The 20,861-nt window shown below is 70.8% G+C and carries 17 protein-coding genes; 2 read left to right on the forward strand and 15 right to left on the reverse strand.

The window, feature by feature from the left end:
- Positions 1–5: 5 nt before the first annotated feature.
- Together ASG60_RS03940 and ASG60_RS03945 are read right to left on the reverse strand one after the other, a co-directional pair.
- Complete coding sequence (locus ASG60_RS03940; protein WP_056384309.1) at positions 6–662, reverse strand: OB-fold-containig protein; 657 nt, start codon at positions 660–662, stop codon at positions 6–8.
- Complete coding sequence (locus ASG60_RS03945) at positions 659–1,795, reverse strand: PspA/IM30 family protein (RefSeq protein ID WP_056384310.1); 1,137 nt, start codon at positions 1,793–1,795, stop codon at positions 659–661. Before ASG60_RS03945 ends, ASG60_RS03940 begins: the two co-directional genes overlap by 4 nt.
- Before the next feature lie 290 nt (positions 1,796–2,085).
- On the opposite strand from ASG60_RS03945, the gene ASG60_RS03950 reads away from it, so the two are divergent.
- The gene (locus ASG60_RS03950; protein WP_056384349.1) at positions 2,086–2,901 is read left to right on the forward strand and encodes an FAD binding domain-containing protein; all 816 of its coding nucleotides are present in this window, start codon (positions 2,086–2,088) and stop codon (positions 2,899–2,901) included.
- Positions 2,898–5,687: a molybdopterin cofactor-binding domain-containing protein gene (locus tag ASG60_RS03955; RefSeq protein WP_056384311.1), complete on the forward strand. Its 2,790-nt coding sequence runs from the start codon at positions 2,898–2,900 to the stop codon at positions 5,685–5,687. Before ASG60_RS03950 ends, ASG60_RS03955 begins: the two co-directional genes overlap by 4 nt.
- 6 nt (positions 5,688–5,693) lie before the next feature.
- Here the strand turns inward: ASG60_RS03955 and ASG60_RS03960 are convergent, their stop codons facing one another.
- The 13 genes from ASG60_RS03960 to ASG60_RS04020 form a co-directional block, all read right to left on the reverse strand.
- Positions 5,694–7,133 (reverse strand): acetamidase/formamidase family protein, encoded by a 1,440-nt coding sequence (locus ASG60_RS03960; RefSeq protein ID WP_056358267.1) that lies wholly within the window; start codon positions 7,131–7,133, stop codon positions 5,694–5,696.
- Positions 7,134–7,200: 67 nt separating this feature from the next.
- Positions 7,201–9,066 (reverse strand): allophanate hydrolase, encoded by a 1,866-nt coding sequence (atzF, locus tag ASG60_RS03965; protein WP_056384312.1) that lies wholly within the window; start codon positions 9,064–9,066, stop codon positions 7,201–7,203.
- 101 nt (positions 9,067–9,167) lie between these two features.
- A complete protein-coding gene (locus ASG60_RS03970; protein ID WP_056384313.1) occupies positions 9,168–10,139 on the reverse strand; it encodes a LysR family transcriptional regulator in 972 nt (323 codons plus the stop codon).
- 156 nt (positions 10,140–10,295) lie between these two features.
- The gene (locus ASG60_RS03975) at positions 10,296–10,553 is read right to left on the reverse strand and encodes a hypothetical protein (RefSeq protein WP_056168104.1); all 258 of its coding nucleotides are present in this window, start codon (positions 10,551–10,553) and stop codon (positions 10,296–10,298) included.
- A 131-nt stretch (positions 10,554–10,684) separates the two neighbouring features.
- Positions 10,685–12,238 carry an ABC transporter ATP-binding protein gene (locus ASG60_RS03980; RefSeq protein WP_200947648.1) on the reverse strand — a complete coding sequence of 518 codons (1,554 nt, stop codon included), beginning with the start codon at positions 12,236–12,238 and terminating at the stop codon, positions 10,685–10,687.
- Entirely contained in the window at positions 12,235–12,957 is a 723-nt protein-coding gene (locus ASG60_RS03985; RefSeq protein WP_056167850.1) for an isochorismatase family cysteine hydrolase, read from the reverse strand. The genes ASG60_RS03980 and ASG60_RS03985 overlap by 4 nt, the downstream gene beginning before the upstream one ends.
- 14 nt (positions 12,958–12,971) lie before the next feature.
- A complete protein-coding gene (locus ASG60_RS03990) occupies positions 12,972–14,000 on the reverse strand; it encodes a formamidase (RefSeq protein ID WP_056167853.1) in 1,029 nt (342 codons plus the stop codon).
- A gap of 8 nt (positions 14,001–14,008) precedes the next feature.
- Positions 14,009–14,932, reverse strand: coding sequence for an ABC transporter permease (locus ASG60_RS03995; RefSeq protein ID WP_056167858.1), 924 nt, complete (start codon positions 14,930–14,932; stop codon positions 14,009–14,011).
- 10 nt (positions 14,933–14,942) lie between these two features.
- Positions 14,943–16,094 (reverse strand): ABC transporter permease, encoded by a 1,152-nt coding sequence (locus ASG60_RS04000; RefSeq protein WP_244476574.1) that lies wholly within the window; start codon positions 16,092–16,094, stop codon positions 14,943–14,945.
- Between the two features lie 86 nt (positions 16,095–16,180).
- A complete protein-coding gene (locus ASG60_RS04005; RefSeq protein ID WP_056358250.1) occupies positions 16,181–17,287 on the reverse strand; it encodes a BMP family ABC transporter substrate-binding protein in 1,107 nt (368 codons plus the stop codon).
- A gap of 341 nt (positions 17,288–17,628) precedes the next feature.
- A complete protein-coding gene (locus ASG60_RS04010) occupies positions 17,629–17,880 on the reverse strand; it encodes a hypothetical protein (protein ID WP_082502499.1) in 252 nt (83 codons plus the stop codon).
- A 456-nt stretch (positions 17,881–18,336) separates the two neighbouring features.
- A complete protein-coding gene (gene pucL / locus ASG60_RS04015) occupies positions 18,337–19,176 on the reverse strand; it encodes a factor-independent urate hydroxylase (protein WP_056384316.1) in 840 nt (279 codons plus the stop codon).
- 121 nt (positions 19,177–19,297) lie between these two features.
- Positions 19,298–20,701, reverse strand: coding sequence for a nucleobase:cation symporter-2 family protein (locus ASG60_RS04020; protein ID WP_082531605.1), 1,404 nt, complete (start codon positions 20,699–20,701; stop codon positions 19,298–19,300).
- Between the last annotated feature and the right edge of the window lie 160 nt (positions 20,702–20,861).

Below are 20,861 nucleotides of genomic sequence, written 5' to 3' on the forward strand. Positions count from 1 at the left end.
GCCCTTCAGTGGGAGGCGGTGAGATCGAGGGCGGCGGGGACGGCGACGAAGACGCCGCCGGCATGCTCCACCAGGAGCACGTGCGTGCTCTGCGGGATCGCGGGGCGGTCGGGCGCCGCGCGCGCCCTCAGGGAATGGGAGTTGCCGTGCCCGTCCCGAACCCGGACCTGTCCGGGCGCGCCCTGATCGAGGGGGCCGAGGGTCACTTCGGCGATCCGGCCGACGAAGTGATCCTCGTCCACGGCGTAGGTCTCGTCGCGCGGGATCAGCCGGGCGATGGTGCGGGTGGACGCCCGCAGGGTCGGGACCGTGAGGCCGAGGGCGGCGACGGCCGCGAGGGCAGCGGGCAGGGGCGCCAGGACCGCGTCCGATACCGCCTGGATCGCGAAGCCGAAGACCGTGAAGGCGGCGAGCGCCACGATGAGCAGGATGAGGAAGGGCACCCGGCCGATATTGATCCAGGACAGCCAGGTGGTGGGCGAACCGAGATGGTGGGACTCGGCTCCGAGCCCGTGCCCGCCCTCGATCTCGAACCACTGATCGACGAGGCCCGAGACGGAGTGGCCGATCACGAGGGCGACGGCCTCGACGGCGACGAGGCCGGCCATGATCCCGCCCGCGACCGTGAACGGAACCAGGTGGGGGTCGGTCAGCGCCATCATGACGGGAGGGTCCGGCGGATCGCGAGGAGCCGCTTGTCGATCTCGCTCGACCGGTGGAGGCGGTCGAGTTCGTCGAGATCGTCGGAGGCCGGGGCGGAGGGCAGGCCGGTGAGCCGGTCGATGGCCCGGAGGGGGCCGTCGAGGCCGCGGCGGGGCTTGCGCTCCTCGCTGCCGTAGCCCTTGAGGTCGCCCGCCTCGGGACTGGGCCGGCGCAGGAGCGCAACCCGGTGCTCGGCGTCGCGCCGGGCCGCGTTGGCGGCGTCGAAGGCGCTCTGGGCCGTCGCCATCCGCTCGCCGACGTCCTGCAGGGACGCGTCGAGGGCGCCGATCTGGGTTTCGAGATCGATCTGCCGGGCGATCCCGGCGCGCGCGGCATCCTCCCGGTCGTGCTGGAGGGCGGTGGCGATCTTCGCCGCGAGGCCCGCCACCTCGGCGGCGAGCTGGCCCCGGCGCTGCTCGATCCGGAACGCCTCGGCCTGGATGCGGCCGAGATCGGTGCGGGCCTCGGCGATGACCTCGTCGATCTCGCGCAGGGCCTGATCGGCGACGCCCTGCGGGTCACGGTTCTCGAGCCGATCGAGGGCGGCGTTCGACGCACCGGCGATGATGCGCCCGACCCGGGTCAGGATGGTCTCGGTCATGGTTGTCTGCTCCTCGATCGGTGCGTGCAGGGCGACGCCGGCATGGAGGGTGAGCGTCTCGCCCACGATGATCAGCCGTGCGGCTGAGACCTCGCGCCAGGGGCCGTCGTAGCCCTCGACGCGGTAGGACAGGGTGCGGCGGCCCGCGAGGGTGAGGATGCTGACCTGCGACGGGCCTTTGACGGAGAACAGCTTCTCGTCGAGGGGGATCGCATCGACGCCGTCGGGACTGTCGCCGAGGTGCTGGGCGTAGTCGCGGATTCCGAGGGTCACGAACCGCGACGGCAGGCCCGTCTCGGCGCGCACCTGCTGATAGGCCAGCTCCGTGAGGACCACGACATTGGCGCGCAGCCGATGCCGAGCGCGAATTTCGTCGAGGATGACGAGCATCCGCCGGTAGGCCGCGAGCAGGTCGTGGAAGGCCGCGACGTCGCCGGCCCCGGGCAGGAGGCGGTAGACGATTCGCGACGGAAGCGTACCGGATCTGGCCATGCAGAGAAGGTAAAACACCGATCCGGTGTTTTCAAGGGAATGGGCGCCTTCGACCTGCGCAGACCGATCCTCGTCCCCGGCCGTGCGTACAGAGCGGCGACCGGTTCGGCCGACCCCGACCGAGTCGAAGCCTGCATCTTGACCGGGATCGCGCCCACGACAACGCTCGCAGAAGTAGAATTTTGCAAGGCCCTTGAACCCGCCCCCCGAACATCGACACGATGGCCGTTCGGGACGCCGGCGTCCGCCGGCGCGCCGGGGTGGACGAAGTTTTGCTTGCGGGCTGGCCCATGGATCTCAACGGCGTCACATCCGTCATCACCCCGGGACCAGCCGACGCGCTGCCCGACTGGCAGGCCGGCGATGCGTGGCTGGCGGGTGGAACCTGGCTGTTCTCGCAGCCGCAACCGCAGCTCGGCCGGCTGATCGACCTCGCCGGCCTGGGCTGGCCGACGCACGCGGTCTCGGACAGCGGCCTGACCCTGTCGGCGACGGGCACCATCGCGGAGCTCGACCGGCTGGACCTGCCGCCGGCCTGGGTCGCCTCGCCCCTCGTCGGGCAGTGCTGCCGGGCGCTGCTCGGCTCGTTCAAGATCTGGAACACGGCGACCGTCGGCGGCAACCTCTGCATGGCCCTGCCGGCCGGGCCGATAATCGCCCTGACGGCCGCCCTCGACGGCGTCTGCACCATCCGTATGCGAGGCGGGGGCGAGCGGCACCTCGCCGTCCCCGACTTCGTCCTCGGCCCCGAGCGGACGGCGCTGCAACCGGGCGAACTCCTGCGCAGCGTCGCCCTGCCGGTGGCGGCCCTGTGCCGGCGGACCGCGTTCCGACGCATCTCCCTGAGTCCGAACGGACGCTCCGGCGCGCTGCTGATCGGGACGCGGGACGGCGCGGGGGCGTTCGTCCTGACGGTGACGGCGGCGACGCGCCGCCCGGTGCGGATCGCGTTCGACGCCGTGCCCGATGCGCAGGCCCTGCGGGAGCGGATCCTGGCGGCGATCCGCGACCCGGACTGGTACGACGACGTCCACGGCACGCCGGATTGGCGGCGTCACGTCTCCCTCTTCCTCGCAGAAGACATCCGGCAGGAGTTGACCCGATGATCCTGACCGTCAACGGGCAGGCGCAGGACGCCGCGCCGCGGCCCGGCCAGTGCCTGCGGACCCTTCTGCGGGAGCTCGGCTGGTTCGGGGTCAAGAAGGGCTGCGATGCGGGCGATTGCGGCGCCTGCACCGTGCATCTCGACGGCGAGCCGGTGCATTCCTGCCTCCTGCCCGCCTTCAGGGCCGAGGGACGCACCGTCACCACCATCGAGGGCCTCGGCGGCCCCTGCGCCCCCGGCGGCGGACCGGCCGAGCACCTCCACCCGATGCAGGACGCCTTCCTCGAGGCGCAGGGCTTCCAATGCGGCTTCTGCACGCCCGGGATGATCATGACGGCGGCGGCCCTGGACCAGGGCCAGCGGCAGGATCTCGACACGGCCCTGAAGGGCAACCTCTGCCGCTGCACCGGCTACCGCGCCATCCGCGACGCGGTGGCGGGCACCCGCCATGCCGAGGCGCCCCAGACCTGCGCGGACCCCATCGGACGCAACCTTCCCGCACCGGCGAGCCGCCGCGTCGTCTCGGGGACGGCCGCCTACACCCTCGACGTCGCGGTACCGGGGGTGCTGCACCTGAAGATCCTGCGCTCGCCCCACGCCCATGCGCGCATTCTGCGGATCGACCGGCACGCGGCGCTGGCCGTTCCGGGCGTGGCGGCGGTGTTCACCCACGCGGACGTGCCGCCGCGCCGGTTCTCGACGGGCAGGCACGAGAACCCGGCCGACGACGCGCCCGACACCCTGATCCTCGATCCCGTCCTGCGCTTCGTCGGCCAGCGGGTGGCCGCCGTGGTGGCCGAGACCGAGGCCGCGGCGGAGGCCGGCGTCCAGGCCCTCGTCGTCACCTACGAGACGCGGCCGGCCCTCCTCGATCCGGACGCGGCGCTCCGCCCGGACGCCCCCCTGGTGCACGATCCCGAGGACAGAGCCCCGAACGACCGCGATCCGCCGCCCCCGGGGGCGGACGCACCGCCGCTCCTGCCCCATCCGAACCTCGCGGCCGAGGCCCACGGTGCCATCGGCGACGTCGAGTCGGGGTTCGCGCAAGCCGACCTGATCCACGAGGCGGAGTACGTCTCCCAGCGCGTGCAGCACGCGCATCTGGAGACCCACGGTGCCGTGGGCTGGATCGACGCGGATGGCCGGCTCGTGCTGCGCTCCTCGACGCAGGTGCCGTTCCTGACCCGGGATGCCCTCTGCGCCCTGTTCGACCTCGACCGGGCCGCGGTCCGCGTCCTGTGCGGCCGGGTCGGCGGAGGCTTCGGCGGCAAGCAGGAGATGCTGACCGAGGACCTCGTCGCCCTGGCGATCCTCAGGACCGGACGGCCGGTGCAGTGGGAGCTGACCCGCGAGGAGCAGTTCACCGCCGCCACCACGCGCCATCCCATGCGGGTGCGGGTGCGGATGGGCGCCCAGGCCGACGGCACCCTGACGGCGATCCAGCTGACGGTGCTGTCCGACACCGGCGCCTATGCCAACCATGCCGGCGGCGTGCTGCATCACGGCTGCAACGAGAGCATCGCCGCCTACAACTGCCCGAACAAGCGGGTGGACGGCTACAGCGTCTACACGAACACCCTGCCGGCGGGCGCGTTTCGCGGCTACGGCCTCAGCCAGACGATCTTCGCCGTGGAATCGGCCGTGGACGAATTGGCGCACGGGCTCGGCCTCGATCCCTTCGCCATGCGCCGCCGCAACGCCGTGCGGCCGGGCGACCCGATGGTTTCCACCAGCCTCGAGCCCCACGACGTCGCGTACGGCTCCTACGGCCTCGACCAGTGCCTCGACCTCGCTCAGGCCGCCCTCGCCGAAGCCGCCCTCGCGGAGGATCCGGGCGCCCGCCCGCCGGGGTCGGACTGGTGCGTCGGCGAGGGCATGGCCATGGCGATGATCGATACGATTCCGCCGCGCGGCCACTTCGCCCACGCGCGGATCCGCCTCGACGGGGACGGCTACGCCCTGGCGGTGGGCACGGCCGAATTCGGCAACGGCACCAGCACGGTCCACGCCCAGATCGCCGCGCAGGCCCTCGCCACCACGCCCGACCGCATCCGCCTGATCCAGGCCGACACCGACGCCGTCCTCCACGACACCGGCGCCTACGGAAGCACCGGGATCGTGGTGGCGGGTCAGGCGAATCTTCGCGCGGCGACGGCCCTAGCCGACGCCCTCGTGCAGGCGGCCGCCGCCCGGATGGGCGTCGCCCCGGAGCACTGCCGCCTGGCGGTCGAATGCGTGGAGACGCCCGCCGGCCCGGTTCCGCTCACCGCCCTCGCGCCCCTGGAGGCGCGGGCCGAGGCCGACGGCAGTCCGCGCTCGGTGGCCTTCAATGTCCAGGCGTTCCGCGTCGCCGTGCACCCGATGAGCGGCGAAGTGCGGATTCTCGCGAGCATCCAGGCCGTGGATGCCGGCGTGGTGATCAACCCGATGCAGTGCCGCGGCCAGGTCGAGGGCGGGGTGGCGCAGGCGCTGGGCGCGGCGCTCTACGAGGATTACCGCCTCGACCACGAAGGCGGCGTCCTCACGCGGACGTTCCGCAACTACCACATCCCGGCCTGCGCCGACGTACCCGACACCCGGGTGCTGTTCGCCGAGACCCACGACCGCATCGGGCCGCTCGGCGCCAAGTCCATGAGCGAATCGCCCTACAACCCCGTCGCCCCGGCGCTGGCCAACGCGATCCGCGACGCGACGGGCGCGCGCCTCACCGCGACGCCGTTCGCGCCGGACCGGATCTTTCGTCAGGTGATGGCGGCGGTCGCGGAGCGGGAGCGCGCCGCGCCGTGATGCCGGTCAGGCCGTCCTTTCAGAAAAGATCGCCTTCTTGACGATGGCGTGGACACCCCAATTGCCGTCCACCACCTGGGTGATCCCGAAATCGACGGCGATGGACATGAGCGAGATGGCCTCGTCCTCGGTCAGCCCCTTCGCGTGCATGAGGAAGGAGCGCATCTTGCGGAAGGCGTCGCGCATGGCGAGGTCGAGGGAGGATTTCTGGAAGATCGCACTCTGCGCTTCCGGACCGAGGTCGCGCAGGTAGTTCGGATAGCTGAAGCCCGATAGCACCCACTCGTCGCGCGTCTCGATCATCGGGAAATCGAGGGCTTCGAGGGGCGTGCCGGCGAGAGCGGCCTTCTTGTGCAGGATGAATTGGAAGGTGCCCGTGAGCGAGCACTCGATCGCCGTGCCGCAGAGCTCGGAATCGCCCTGGCTGGCATGGGGATCGCCCACCGAGAACAGGGCGCCGGGCACGGCCACGGGATAATACATGGTCGCACCCTTGCCGATGCGCCAATTGTCGATGTTGCCGCCAGTGTAGCTCGGCGGGATCGAGTTCACCATGTCGGCCTCGGCCGGCGCGAGGCCCATGGTGCCGAAATGCGGACGGATCGGCACCCGGATTCCCTTGAGCACGTCGTAGGTGCGCTTGGTTTTGGTGTGATCGACGGGAAGGCCCGGGTAATCGATGATCGAGTGCAGCACCCCGTCGGGGTCGGTGACGCCGGGCCAGGGAAAGCTGTAGACCGCCTTGGCCCAGTCCCGCTCGCCGCCGGCATCGACCTCGTAGATGGTGACGATCTCGCGCTTCTTGCCCTCCAGCATGTCGTTGTAGTGGTAGCCCCACCACGCCGCCGCGTTGCTGCCGAAGGTCGAGCCCTTGAACTTCGGGTTGGCGGAGGGGCGCGGCGCCACGTCGAGGATGCGGACTTCGAGGACGTCGCCGGGCTCGGCGCCCCGGATCGCCACGGGCCCGGTGCAGATATGGACGCCGAGGCCGCCGCCCGGACCGAGCTTGGCATCCTCGGGGCCGGCGCCCCGGCGGGCGACGCCCTTCTTGTCCTTGGTCCAGAGGAATACGCTCTCGGCGCCCGGATCCCCCGTGACCATGCGTTCGGCGTCGTCGTTGGCATGGTGGGTCAGCGTCTCGATGGTGACGTAATCGCCCGACGCGATCTCGATACGGGGTTTCAGGGTCTTGCTGAAATAGCCCCAATGCACCGTCTCCGCCGTGGCGGGCAGGTGGTGGTGGGCGGCGTGCGCCGCGCTCGTACGACCAGCCTCGGCCACGGCGGGACTCACCAGGGAGAGCCCGCCGGCCGCCAGGGCCGCCGCGCCCCCGGACGCGACGAAACCGCTCTTCAGGAAGGCTCGCCGTTCGGGTTGCATGTCACGCCGGTAGCGCAGGCGATGCTCCGCGAAGGCGGCGCAGGTCGGGTCGTCGCCAAGGCACATCTCGTCTCTCCGAAGCTGGGGCGTCCGGAGCCGTGTACGCAAGGGCGCGGCCAAGCTCCGCCGGCGATCAAGCGGTGCCTCCCGGTTCGGCCGCGGCCCGGTAGGCGCGCCACCCGCCGTACCGGGTGATCTCCGGGGCCTCCGCGACGGCGTGCGCCTCGCAGAGGAAGCCCGGAACCGCTCTTCCGTCGGCCAGGGCGATCCGGCCGATTCCCAGGGGTGCGGGGATCGCGGCGACGAAGCGGCCGAAGGCCTCCGGCGGCAGCGTCCAGATCTCGACCGCGATCCCGGGTCCGTCGAAACCCGGGTCGCGCACGAGGCCGGGCTTGGCGGGCTCGGTGTGCGGCAGGACGTAGAGGCGGTAGTCGGACTTGGTCCGGGTCTTCTCCAGCAGGGTCGCGCCGAGGGCGAGCAGCTCGCCGTTGAGGGGGAGGCCGGACAGATGCGCCCCCACCACCGCGAGGGCGACGCCGGCGTGGCCGGGCTCCGGGCGGCGGACGAAGTCCGGCACGGCCCCGGCGCGGTCGCGCCCCAGGCCGCACGCGGCCCCCCGGTGGAGGGCATCGGCCATCGGTCCCAGGGCATCGTCGCTGCCGCCGGGGCCGACCAGGGTGACGCCAAGGGGCAGGCCGTCGCCCCGGAACCCCGCCGGCACCGCGATGGCGGCGAGGCCGAGCAGGTTGGCGAAGTTGGTGTAGAGGCCGAGCCGGCTGTTGAGCGCGACGGGGTCGTCGCGCATGGCGGCCACCGTGTAGATCGTCGGCGCCGTCGGCAGGAGCAGGATGTCGAGGCCGGAAAACAGGGCATCCGCCTCGCGCTTCAGGGCCTCGAACCGATAGCGGCCGCGAAAGGCGTCGACGGCGCTGAACGCCCCGGCGGAGGCGACGATGGCGCGCACGCTCGGATCGAAATCGTCGGCGTTCGTGCCGAAGAACGTCTCGACCGCCGCGAGGCGCTCGGCCACCCAGGGGCCGCCGTAGAGGAGGTCGGCGATGGCACGCAGGGGGGCGTAGTCGAACGCGACGGGCGTGCCGCCCAGGGCTTCGAGCCGGGTGACGGCCGCGTCGTAGAGGCGCTCGGCCTCGGTGTCGCCGAAGAATTCGCGGTCCGCCCCCGTCAGCACCCCGAAGCGCGGGGCGGACGGCAGGGACACGGGCGTGATGCGCCGGGCGTAGATGTCGCTCCCGTCGAACCCCTCGGCGATCCGTCGGATCTCGATCCCATCCGCGACGCACGGGGCGAACACGGTGATGCAATCGAGGCTGCGACAGGCCGGAACGAGGCCGGTGGTGGAGACGAGACCCGGCGTCGGCTTGATGCCCACGAGATTGTTGAAGGCGGCCGGGACCCGGCCGGAGCCGGCGGTGTCGGTGCCGAGGGAGAAGCAGGCCAGCCCCGCCGCCACCGCCACCGCCGAGCCCGAACTCGACCCCCCGGAGATGTGGTCGGGCGAGAAGACGCTGCGGGGTGCGCCGTAGGGGGATCGGGTGCCGTTGAGGCCCGTGGCGAACTGGTCGAGGTTGGCCTTGCCGATGACGAGGGCGCCGGCCGCCTTCAGCCGCGCGATCACGTGCGCGTCCTGCGCCGGCTCGAACGCGAAGGCCGGGCAGGCCGCGGTGGTGGGCAGGCCGGCGACGTCGATGTTGTCCTTCACCGCGAAGGGCACACCCCAGAGCGGCAGGGAATTCGGCTCGGGGTGGCGCGCCATCAGGGCACGGGCCGCCGCGATCAGGTGTTCGCGGGGGACGGGCGTGATGAAGACGGCCGGGTCGGGACAGGCCGCCATACGGTCGGATACGCGGGCGGCGAGGTCGGCCGGGCTCAGGTCTCCGGCGGCGTAGCGTGCACGCAGGGCCGCGAGGGTCAGGACCGGCGGCAGGCCGTCATCCGCGCGCGGATCGTAAATCGCGTCGTTGTGCTCACCACGATGCATCCCTGCCTCCTTTGTATACACGGCGCGACACGTCACCGGACGCCGCCTCGCCCGCGACGCGTTCCCCGCTTCCCCGTGAGCAAGCCCGTTGCCAAGGCGCCTCAGCCGGGCGTGCCCGCGTAGCGCGATGCAGGTCCATGGGCGGACGGGTCGCCGGGCGCATCTCCGGGCGCCTCTCCGACCTGCTCGGCGAAGCGCTGGATCAGCCAGCGCCCTGCGGGTCCGGGCGGCCGGTCGGTGCGGTGGATCGCCGTGAAGGGCAGGCGGCGGCGCTTCGCCTCCGGCATCCGCAGTTCGACGAGGCGTCCCGCCGCGAGGTCCGCCCGCACCATGTGGGCCGGCATGCTGCCCCAGCCGATCCCGGCGAGCAGCAGGGTGTGCTTCGAGCCGAGGTCGGAGAGCCGCCAGGTGCGGGTGGCGATCACGCCGAATTCCTGCCCGTTCGAGAGCGGCGAGCGGTCGGCGATCACGAGTTGGACATGCTCGCGGGCCTGGCCCGGCGGGGCGCCGTCCGCCCGCGCGAGGGGGTGCGACGGGGCCGCGACCGGCAGCATCTCGACGTCTCCGACGGCGATGTGTTCGAGGGGATCGCTCGTCTTGTCCCAGATCTCAACGCCGATGCCGATGACGGCCTTGCCGCTGGCGACGCAGTGCTGGACCGCCCCCAGGGCCTCGACGTTGAGGCGCAGCGCCACCGTCGGAAACCGTGCCTGGAACGCCTTCAGGGCATCGACGAGACGGTCGCCCGGCATCAGCACGCTGACGGCGAGGCTGACCTCGGCCTCCAGCCCGCCGAGCAGGCCGTTCACCTTGGCGCGCAGGGCATCGAGACTGTGGGCGACGGTGCGGGCCTCGGCCAGCACGGCACGCCCCGCCTCGGTGAGTTGCGGCTTGCGGGTCGAGTCCCGATCGAACAGCGGCAGGCCGAGCTGCTGCTCGAGGTTGGCGATCCCGTAGCTGATCACCGAGGTGGCGCGGTTGAGCCGCCGGCCCGCCGCCGCGAAGCTTCCGGCCTCCACGACGCACAGGAACACGCGCAGCTGATCGAGGGTCGGGATTCCGGCCGTCCGCATGTCGTTTCCCCGCCCATCGCCTCACACACGGCACACCGGCGCCGGGCGGGTCTTCGCAAGCAAGGGGAGCGCCGGTTCCAAAGAAGGCGAAGCCGACGTGACGAAGCCGGTCCCCGTAAGGACCGGCTTCGTCGCGTCGGCGTGTTCGTGCGCGGATCAGCGCGCGGTGCGCGACCGGATTGCGGGGTGGGGCGCCCGGAGCGACCCGGTGGTGGCGACGTCCGCACCCGCCACCCAAGCCGGGACCGCTCCGTCGAGGCGCCGCCGGTCGTTCGCAGGCGCCCCCGCGACGCCGCCCGGCGCCGTGACGGCCGGAATGCCGGCGGGGGCCGTGTAGCTCTGGGCGGACGCGGCGCCGGTCAGACCGGCGACGGCCGTGAGAGCGAGGACCGACAGGGTGAGGATACGGGACATGATGGGCTCCATCGGTTCGGTGTGCCGACGTTGGCCGGCTTCTGATGGAGCGAAGATGGGCCCGGACCGCCCTCCGAAAAACCCGAAAAGACTCGATGGAAACGTTCGATGAAATCGAAAAGACGGATGCTTCAGTGATGCCCGGCCATGTGCCGGCCGATGGTGCCGGCTTCGGCGTCCGCCGCCGGGGTCTCGTAGACGAGGCGCCCGTCCGACATCACCAGGATGCGGTCGGACAGTTCCAGGATCTCGTCGAGGTCCTCGCTGATCAGCAGCACCGCCGCCCCGGCATTGCGCGCGGCGACGATCCGGTTGCGGATCTCGGAGACCGCCGCGAAGTCGAGGCCGAAGCACGGATTGACCACGATGAGGAGATCGACGGGATCGGTGAGCTCGCGCGCCAGCACGGCCCGCTGCACGTTGCCGCCCGACAGGGTCGCGATGGGGGCCTCGGCGGAGGCCGTCTTCACCTTGAACCGTGCGATCAGCTCCCTGGCCCGGGCCGCCATGGCACGCTTGTCGAGCCACAGGGTCGGGGGGCCGCCGGCCGCGTCGCCGCGCCGGTCGAAGGCGCGGAAGGCGAGGTTCTCGGACACCGACATGCGGGGCGCGCAGGCGTTGCGCAGGGGCTCCTCCGGGATGAACCGGACCTTTCGCGATCGGCTCTCGGAACGGGTGCCGGAATAGGGTGCGCCCGCGACGATCACCCGACCGGCGGTGGCGCGGATCTGCCCGCCGAGCACGTCGGCGAGTTCTTTCTGGCCGTTGCCGGAGACGCCGGCGATGCCCACGATCTCCCGGGCGCGCACCCGCAGGCTGTCGATGGCGATGTGGCGCAGGCCGGACGGGTCGGTGGCGGTGACGCCCTCGACCCGGAGCACCTCGCGGCCCGCGTCCGCGTCGCCGATCCGGGCCGCGAGGGTCCGCACGGTCCGCTCGCCGATCATCAGTGCCGCCATGTCGTCGCGCGAGAGCGTCCCGACGGCACCGCCGCCGACGAGGCGGCCCCGGCGCAGGACGCTCAAGGACCGCGCGAAGGTCTCGACCTCGTGGAACTTGTGGCTGATCATCAGCACGGTGAGGTCGCCGCGGTCGGTCATGGCGCGCAGCAGACCCAGCACCTCCTCGGCCTCGGAGGGCGTCAGCACCGAGGTCGGCTCGTCGAGGATGAGGAACCGGGCCTCGAGGTAGAGCTGCTTGACGATCTCGAGCTTCTGCTTCTGGCCCGCCGCCAACTCCGCCACGGGCCGGTCGAGGTTCAGGCGGAACGGCATCCGGTCCATGAAATCCGCCAGCACGGCGCGCTCGGCTTTCCAGTCGAGGATCGCCGGCGCGTCGGCGCGCGCGATGACGAGGTTCTCGGCGCCCGTGAGGGACGGCACCAGGGTGAAGTGCTGATAGACCATGCCGAGGCCGCGCGCCTGCGCACCCTTCGGATTGGTGATCTCGGCCTCGCGCCCATCGACCAGGACCGTGCCCGCGGTCGGGGCGTAGAAGCCCATCACGCACTTGACGAGGGTCGACTTGCCGGCGCCGTTCTCGCCTAGCAGGGCGTGGAAGCCGCCCCGCTCGATCTTCATGGAGACGTCGTCGAGGGCCGCATGCGCGCCGAAGCGCTTCGTCATGCCGATGGTCTCGATGCCGATGGCGCGGGGCAGGGCGGGGGTGCTGTCCATGGTGCTCAGCCCATGGCCCGGAGAAGCGCCTCGGACGTGGCGACGGCGCCGAAGACGCCGCCCTGCATGGTCACCATCTTCAGGGCCGCCGCGTGGTTGCCGGGATCGGTGGCCGCGGTGGCGTCGGAGACGATGACGCATTCGAAGCCGCGGTCGTTGGCCTCGCGCATCGTGGTGTGGACGCAGACATCCGTGGTGATGCCGGTGAGGATGAGGTTGCGGATCCCGCGCGCGTTGAGGATCAGTTCGAGGTCGGTGGCGCAGAACGAGCCCTTGCCGGGCTTGTCGATCACCGGCTCGCCCGGCTCCGGCGCCAGCTCCGGAATGATCTCCCAGCCGGGCTCGCCCCGCACCAGCACCCGGCCGCAGGGTCCCGGATCGCCGATGCCGGCCCCGATGCGGCGCGAGCGCCAGCGCTTGTTGGCGGGCAGATCCGCCAGATCCGGCCGGTGCCCCTCGCGGGTGTGGATGACGGGAAAGCCCCGTTCGCGCGCGGCGGCGAGGAGCCGGGCGATCGGACCGATCGGCGCGCGGGTGAGGGCGAGGTCGTAGCCCATGGCGTCGACGTAGCCGCCGACGCCGCAGAAATCCGTCTGCATATCGATGACGACGAGGGCCGTGGTCTCGGGGCGAAGGCTGCCGTCGTAGGGCCAGGGGTACGGCTCGGCGGCCGCATAGGTGCCCCCGGCCGAAGTTTGTGCGCCCACGGAGGAGGCCTCCACGCCCATGGGAGAGCCCGTGCTCATTCGGCCGCCTCGCGGGCGCCCGGCGCCAGCGCCTCGCCGTAGGACCGCGTCGGCGCGGGAAAGCCGCAGCCCGTGCCGTCGACGACCTGGACCTGATCCTCCCACGGCACGCGGTATCGGCCGGCGGCCAGATCGTGCATGTAGGTGTAGGGGCAATCCTGCGCGCCCCCTTTCACCGCCGTGTAGCCGCGGTGGCCGAGCTGGTAGATGTTGTTCTCGACCCCCCAGTGGATGCGCGCCTCGCGCACGAGGTCGGGCCGCACCTCGGCCGTGATGATCTCGTCGACGCGGCCCGTGGTGCCGTGGGCGATGATCGCGCCGTCGAAGTTGCAGATCATGCCCTCGCCCATGGAATCGAAGGCGCCGTCGGAGCCGCACAGGCAGACGTTGGCGGTGACCATGAGGTTGGAGAACGCGTTCGCCTGGTTGGTGAAGCGCCAGGAGTCGCGGATCGGCGCAGTGTAGCCGGCCGTGCGGATCATGATCTCGGCGCCCTTGTAGGCGCATTCGCGGGCCATCTCGGGGAACATGCCGTCGTGGCAGATGATGAGGCCGAGTTTCGCGCCCTTCGGCCCGTCGATCACCGGGATGCCGAGGTCACCCGGCTCCCACGGCTCCACCGGCACCCAGGGGTGCATCTTGCGATAGGTGAGCTTCACCGCGCCCCCGTCGTCGATGATCAGGCCGGTGTTGTAGGGATTTCCGTGCGGGTTGAACTCCATGATGGAGAAGCAGCCCCAGATCCGGTGCTCGCGGCAGGCCGCCTGGAACGCCGCGACCTCGGGGCCATCCACCCGGCACATGATCTCCGGGTTGGTGTCCATCGACAGGCCGTGCAGGGCGTATTCGGGGAACACCACGAGATCCATGGTTCCGAGGTTCGCGCGCGCCTTGGCCACCATGGCGACGACGCGGTCCGTCTGGGCCGTCAGATCGGCCTTCGTGACCACCTTGGGCAATTGCAGCTGCACGAGGCCGATGACGACGCCGTCGGGCGACTTGTTCAGTCCGCCGAGTCCGTTCATGCGAGAGCCTACTTCGAGAGGGACAGTTCGCCCGGTGCGCCGGCCAGCGCCCGGTCGGGCGACGCGGTGGCGATCAGTAGGGCGAGGGTGAGGACGTAGGGCGCGGCGTAGAACAGGTAGTAGCCTTGGCTGACGCCGACCGATTGCAGGGCCGGCCCCAGGGCCCCGGCGCCGCCAAACAGCAAAGCCGCGCCGAAGCACGCCAGCGGGTTCCAGCGGGCGAAGATGACGAGGGCCACCGCCATCAGGCCCTGGCCCGACGACACGCCCTCGTTCCACGAACCCGGATAGTACAGCGACAGGTAGGCGCCCCCGATCCCCGCCAGGGCACCGCCGGTGGCCGTCGCGTACAGGCGGACGCGGTCGACGTCGTAGCCCATGGCCCGTGCGGCGTCGGCACTGTCACCGACAACGCGCACGATCAGGCCGGCCTTGGTGTTGCGGAACGCCCACCACAGGAACACCGACAGGGCCGCGCCCGCGAGGAACAGCACGTTCACCTGCAGGGCCGCCTGCACCTGGGGCAGGCTCGACCAGAACCCGAAGGGAATGGCCGGGAGCGGCGGGGCCGAGGGTTGGATGAAGGGCTTGCCGAGGAAGAAGGCGAGACCTGAGCCGAACAGCATCAGGGCGATGCCCACCGCCACGTCGTTGACCCGGGGCAGGCGGCAGACGAACCCGTGCAGGAGGCCGAACGCGGCGCCCGCCAGGGCGGCGACCGCCACGCCCGCCCAGGGCGAATTGGTCAACACGGCGGTGCCGTAGGCGGACATGGCCCCGAAGACCAGGGTTCCCTCCAGCCCGAGATTGATCCGCCCCGAGCGCTCGGTGATGGTCTCACCGAGGCTGACGAACAGGAACGGCGTCGAGACGCGGATCGCCCCGCCGATCACCGCGATCAGGACGGACCAGAGACCGAGATCCTCGCTCATCGCCCACCCCTCATGCCGGCCCCGCGGGGGTCGATCCCCGTGCCGTCTCGCGCTCGGTTGCCCGGGATTTGGCCGCCCAGAGATGCGGGTTGAACAGCTTGAACCGGCCGTAGAGCGTTTCGCTCATGAGCACGACGAGGAAGAGCAGGCCCTCCAGCACCAGGACGGTGGCGTCGGGGAGCTGCATTCGCCGCTGGATCAGGCCGCCCGAGGCCTCGATGCCGCCGAGCAGGAAGGCCACCGGCACGATGGCGATGGGGTTCTGCCGGGCGAGGAACGCCACGAGGATGCCGGTGTAGCCGTAGCCGGCTGCGAGCGTGCCGTTGGCGGTGCCCTGTACGGCGACCACCTCGAAGAAGCCGGCGAGCGCCGCGAAGGCGCCGCCCAGGGCCGTGAAGCCGACGATGAGCCGGCCGACGGGCAGTCCCTGGATCTGCGCCGCCCGCACGTTGCCTCCGGCGATGCGGGCCGCGAAGCCGAGGGTCGTCCGGTCCATGAGCAGGTAGGCGGCCAGGCACGCGATCACGCCGCAGCCCAGCCCCCAATGCACGCCGATCCCCGGCATCGGACCGAGCATGAAGGCCTCGCCCACCGGCAGGGTCGAAGGCTTGTTCAGGCTCGTCGGATCGCGCAGCGGACCCTCTATGAGATGGTTGGCGACCGCGATGGCGATGTAGGACAGGAGCAGACTGGAGATGGTGGCGTTGACGCCGCGATAGGCCTGGAGCCAGCCCACCGCACCGATCCAGACCGCTCCGACGAGGGCCGCCGCCAGCGCCATTAGGGGGATCGCGAGCGGCACCGGCAAGGCGGCGAGGGGCTGGGCGGCGGCCGCCGCGGCGAGGCCGCCGAGCACGATGGCGCCCTCGCCGCCGATCACCACGAGACCGAGCCGGGCGGGGAGGGCGACGCACAGGGCGGCGAACAGCAGGGGCGCGGCGCGCTGCAGGCTGTTGCCGAGCGCGAAGGCCGAGCCGAAGCCGCCGCGCCAGACGATCTCGACGAGTTGGACCGGCGACTTGCCCATGGCGGCGAGGAAGACACCGAACAGCACGAAGCCCGTCACGGCGGCGGCCACGGGAATCGCCACCGCCTCCGCGCGGCGCGCCAGCCAGGCGCGGACCTGGAGGCCGGCCGAGGGGCGCGCCGGGGCGGCACTCAGCTCCGAAGGGGCGGCCTGCGCGACCACGCGTCAGGGTCTCCCGTGTGCGATCGGGGACGTCACCCGAGGCCCGATCGGCCCGGCGCTCATACCGAGCCCTTCACGCCGGCGACTAGGTAGTTGGTGCTCTCGAGTTCGGGCGCCTTCTCCGGGTAGGCTTGGCCGGCGGCCAGGATTTCCTTCCCGGTGTTGTCCTTGAGCGGCCCCTTGATGATGGCGTAGCCGCCCGTCATCATCTCGGCCTTGACCGCGTCGGCATTCTTGCGAGCCGCCTCGCTCACGCCGGGGCCGTAGGGGCTCATCTTGACGTAGCCGTCCGCGAGCCCGCCGCGCACGAAGTTCTGCGGCACGCGGCCGGCCTGCATCGCGGCGATGAAGTCCTTGTAGATCGGCAGCCAGTTCCACTCCGCGCCAGTGAGATACTTCTGCGGGGCGAGCGGCGACTGGTCGACGTGGTAGCCGCAGACGAAGGCCCCGCGCCGGGAGGCGGTCTCGACCACCACCTTCGGGCTGTCGACGTGGCAGGTGACGACGTCGGCGCCGCCGTCGATGAGCGCGTTTGCGGCCTCGGCCTCCTTGACCGCGAGCGACCACTCGCCGGTGAAGATGACCTGACAGGTGATGGACGGATCGACGCTCTGGGCCCCGAGCAGGAAGGCGTTGATGTTGTTCAGCACCTGCGGGATCGGCTTGGCGCCGACGAAGCCGAGCTTCTTCGACTTCGACGCATGCGCCGCCACGATCCCGTTGAGGTACTGGCCCTGGGCGATGTAGCCGAAGTACGAGCCTGCGTTCTTCGGATCCTTGTCCGTCCAGAGGCCGCCGCAATGCCGGAACTGGATCTTGGGGTTCTTCTTCGCCTGGGCGAGAAGATACGGACTGTAATAACCGAACGAGGTGGGGAACAGCAGCGTCGCCCCGTCGAGGTTGATCATGCTCTCCATGGTCTTCTCGACGGCGTTGGTCTCGGGGACACGCTCCTCCTCGGTGATTTCGAGGCCCGGCATACCCTTGAGCGCCTTCGCGGCCTGGGCGTGGGCTTGGTTGTACCCGTAATCGTCCTTGGGCCCGACGTAGATGAATCCGACGGTCAAGGCACCGGCGGCCCGCGCACGACCGGAGGGCAGGAGCCCGAGCGACAGGGCGCCGGCTCCGGCGAGAAGATGTCTGCGAGAGAAAGGGCGTGCGGTCACGGCATCCGTTCCATTCGACTCGCATGGTTGCGATGGAACGAAACCTAAGCCGTACCCCAATGGAGAGAAAGCCAAGACTTTCGGCAGTGCGATGATGGCCTTTGCTCTACGCGCATCAGCAATTGGACAGACCAGGCGCTCAAAATGACGGCCGTGTATGCACGGTTTTTGGCCACGCAAGGGACCCGCTTCCAGTTCCGTCGAAGGGCGTCCGGAAATGGAAGGGCCGGCAGGCCTATGGAAGCCGCCGGCCCAAACCGAGACGAGGATCGATGTCTCTCACACGCGGACTTCCACGCCGTCGCGCACGTCACGCAGACCGGTTGCGGGATCGGCTGCCTTCAGCGCCCGCGCTGCGGCAGGGCGCCCCTCACCGAACCGGTGACGTCCGCATCCGCAGCACCGGCCCGTCCGGGCACCGGGTGGGACAAGCGGCCCGTGTAGGCGTGGAAGTTCCGGTCGGCGGCCCGTCCCTCGAGGCCGCCCGGTGCGGTCGCGGCGGGAATCCCGGCCGGGGCAGTGTAGCTCTGCGCGAGAGCGGCGCTGGAAAGGGCAAGACCAAGGGCGGCGCCCACGAGGATACGTACGGTCATGGTTGGGTTCCCGAGTGCGGAGCCGCGGTCCGATAGAAGGCGGAACGGCTCGCTGAGTTCCCAGAATTTGTGCAGCAACGCATCGAAAAGCAACATTCCGTGCGCAAGGCGTGTGCATCATGTTGATGCACACGCCTTGATTCGATGTCCCTCCGGTAAAAATTCGCGAGAATAAACCGAGTTCAGGCAGTTACTTGGACGCCAGTGCCGCCTTTTGTGCCAGGTCCTGCCGCCGCTGGCACGCATCTTTCGGCGGACCGCATCTCCGAGAAGCATCAGGCGACGGGAACGCTCGGCGTTCCAGGGAATGCCCACCCGGAGGGCACCCAAGGGATCGCACCGCGCGAAGGGGCACGGCGCGGGCGGGACCCGGAGCTTACGCCGGGAACACGGTCGGCCCTTCCTCAAGTACGTTGGAATCGACCCAAACGGCTTCGCTCACGGACGGATCGCGGCTCAGCCCCGCCCGATCGTCGCCTCGATCTGCCCATGGGGCTCGTCGGTCGGCAGGAACACGGTTCCGGGATTCTCCAGGCCGAACGGCGTCAGGTTGATGGGAATGTAGTGCTTGTTCGGCATGGAAAAGCCGATCTCGGCGATCTCCGGGATGGCCGCGAGGACCGCCTCTCCCATGCGGTACATGCTGTCCTGAACGCTGGCGCTGTAGGTGGTGCCGAACACGTCGATCAGGATATCGAGCACCCGCGCGTTGGTGGCCGTGGTGTCGGCGGGGGCGGCCGCCCAGGACCAAGTGGCGTCCATGGCGGTGGCGGCGATGCGGTCCGTCGCGTCCGGCAGGGTGCGGTACCCGTCGTCGACGAAGTCCGCCCAGCCCGATTGCGTGGTCTTCATGAATGTGAAGCCCCGCAGCCCTGAGCGGAGCACGCTCCCGTCGCGGCGGGCCGTCAGGGCGACGTAGCCCGTCCCGTTGCCATCGAGGGTGAAGACGTGCCCATGCGGCGCGCCCCCGATGGAACGCCGCAGCCAGCGTGTTTCCGAACCCTCGATCCGCATCTCCTCGATCTGCGGGTACGCCTCGAGGAACGTGGCGGCGACGGCCTGGACGAAGGCCTCCGCGTCGAGGGCGAGGTTCCGGGCCGCGACCACGTTGACGATGTTCTTCACGCTGTCGGTGGCGACGCAGGCGCGGTTGTCGGCCCCGGTCCAGGCGGCGTCGAAGGCCCCCTTCATCAGCACCGTGAGGGAGAGTTCGCGCGGGGTGTGACGATCCCCGTCGCGAACGAGCCGCATCACCCGCACGCGGCCCTTGCCGTATTGGGAGGCGGTCAGGGGCATGGTCTTCTCTCCATGTGCGATCGGGAATCGAGGGGACGGCACGACGCTCCCGGCGCGCGCGCGAGACTCGCCGGTGCCCGCCTCGCGCGCAACGGCGCAGCCGAGGGTTCGTCGGGGACGCTCAATGCTCGGAGGCGGCCGCCTGCTGCCGGGCCGCCGCCCGCGACGCCCCGGCACCGGCGAGGCCGTTGAAGAACAGGTTCAGGGTCACCGCCGCGATGGCGCAGAGCAGGATGCCGGATTCGAGCAGCGGGTGCAGGGCATGCGGCATCTGCCTGAAGAAGGCCGGTGCGACCAGCGGGATCATGCCGAACCCGATGGACACCGCGACGACGAACAGGTTGTTGCGATTGCGGGCGAAATCGACCGCGCCGAGGATGCGCACCCCGGTGGCGCCGACCATCCCGAACATCACCAGGCCGGCCCCGCCCAGGACGCAAGGCGGCACCGCCTCCACGAGGGCTGCAAGCTTCGGAATCAGGCCGAGGCCCAGCATGATGCAGCCGCCGACGATGGCCACGTTCCGGGTCCGCACCCCGGTGACGCCCACGAGCCCGATGTTCTGCGAGAACGAGGTGTAGGGAAACGTGTTGAAGACGCCGCCCAGGATGGTGCCGAGGCCGTCGCCGCGCAGGCCCCTGGTCAGGCGCGCCTCGTCCACGGGGTCGGCGCAGATCTCGGCGAGCGCCAGGAACATCCCCGTCGACTCGATCATCACCACGATCATCACGATGCACAGGGTGACGATGGAGACGGGATCGAAGGTCGGGTACCCGAAGGCGAAGGGGCGCACCACGTCGAACCAGGACGCCTTGGCGACGTGGCCGAGATCGACCAGACCGAAGAACGCCGCCACGATCGTCCCGGCGACGATGCCGATGAGCACCGAGGCCGAATTGACGAAGCCGGTGCCGTAGCGGGTGATCGCCAGGATCACGCCGAGCACGAACGTGGCGATGGCGAGAAAGAGCGGGGCGCCGTAGTCGGGATTGCCGACCCCACCCGCGGCCCAGTTGACGCCGACCTTCATCAGCGAGACGCCGATCACGAGGATGATCGTGCCCGTCACCACCGGCGGGAACAGCGGCAGCAGCCGTCCGACCAGGGGGCTCGCGAGGAACGCGAACAGGCCCGCGGCGATCACGGCGCCGTAGATTCCGGTCAATCCGATGGCGGGGTTGGTCCCCATGGCGACCATGGGCGTGACGGCGGCGAAGGTGACGCCCATCATCACCGGCATCCGCACCCCGACGCCGGGCAGGCCCCAACTCTGCACCAGCGTTGCGAGACCGCACGCGAACAGGTCGGCGCTCACCAGCATCGCCACCTGGTCGGGGGCGAGATTCAGGGCACGGCCGACGATCAGGGGGACGGCGACGGCGCCCGCATACATCACCAGGACGTGCTGCAGCCCGAGCAGGCCGAGGGCGACGGGGCGCACATTCGCCGCGGCCGCGGGCGGTGCGCTGCCGGTCGGGCTCAGGACGGCATCGGGCGGGGCCGCGATCGTCGTGGCGCTGTTCATGGTCGACACCTCTGCCGCGACGCGCAGATCCCTCACCGGGGATGCCGGTTCCAAGAGCGCAAACCATGTGCCAGAGGCCGAAGCGCTTGCCTCGGGCACGGCACGTGGCCCGTTGCCTGCACCCCTCCGCCCTGCGATGCGTCACCATCGCCCGCCTCAA

This window comes from Methylobacterium sp. Leaf469, from assembly GCF_001424745.1.
Classification (GTDB): domain Bacteria; phylum Pseudomonadota; class Alphaproteobacteria; order Rhizobiales; family Beijerinckiaceae; genus Methylobacterium.